The 829-nt window shown below is 77.6% G+C and carries 1 pseudogene; it reads left to right on the forward strand.

Annotated elements, in window-relative coordinates:
* Nucleotides 1-829: pseudogene (locus tag BG452_RS35775) on the forward strand (FUSC family membrane protein); the annotation flags it as partial.

The following is an 829-nucleotide window of genomic DNA, read 5'->3' on the forward strand; positions in this document are numbered from 1 at the left end:
CTGCGGCCCCAGGACGCGCCGGTCCCCTGGGCCGCGGCGGCCCGTGCCGCGGTGGCGCTCGCCGCCCCGCTCGCCGTCGGCACCGCCACCGGCCGTACCGGCTACGGCGCGCTGGTGTCGATGGGCGCGCTGTCCGCCGTCATCGGGGACACCGCGGACGCCTACCGGATGCGGGTGTTCAACATTGCCGTGCCGCAGTCGTTCGGCGCCCTCGGGGTGCTGGCCGGCACCCAGGTGTACGGCTCCGGCTGGACGGCCGTGGCGGTGCTGACCGTGGTCGCGCTGCTCTCCGGCATGATCTCCTCGGTCGGCGCGGTCGCCTCCGTCTCGGGCCTGCTCCTGCTGCTGAACGCGGTGGTCGGGGCCGGCCTGCCGATGCCCTCCCCGTGGTGGCTGCCGCCCGCCCTGTTGCTGCTCGGCGGCCTGCTGGTGCTCGCCCTCACCCTGCTCGCCTGGCCGATGCGCGGGGGCACGCCCGAGCGCGCCGTGGTCGCCGACACCTACCGGGCGGTGGCCGCACTCCTGGAGGCCACCGGTTCCCCCGGGTACGAGGACCGCCGCCGGGCGCTCACCCAGTCGCTGAACCATTCCTACGACCTGCTGCTGGCCCGCCGGGCCCGCCGGCACGGCCGCTCCGCCACCCTGGTGCGCCTGCTCGCCCAGCTCAACGCGCTGATCCCGGTGGTCGAGGGCGCCGCGGCGGCCCAGCTGCGCCCGCCCGACTACGGTCCGCTGTCGCCCGCCTACCCGGCCGCCGTGCGCGAGCTGGCCGAGTCCGTCGCACGGGGCCGCTCCGCCCCCGCTCCCCCGCCGCCAGTGCTGCCCGAAC

Origin of the sequence: Streptomyces sp. CBMA123, from assembly GCF_014596465.1 — a bacterium.
Taxonomy (GTDB): domain Bacteria; phylum Actinomycetota; class Actinomycetes; order Streptomycetales; family Streptomycetaceae; genus Kitasatospora.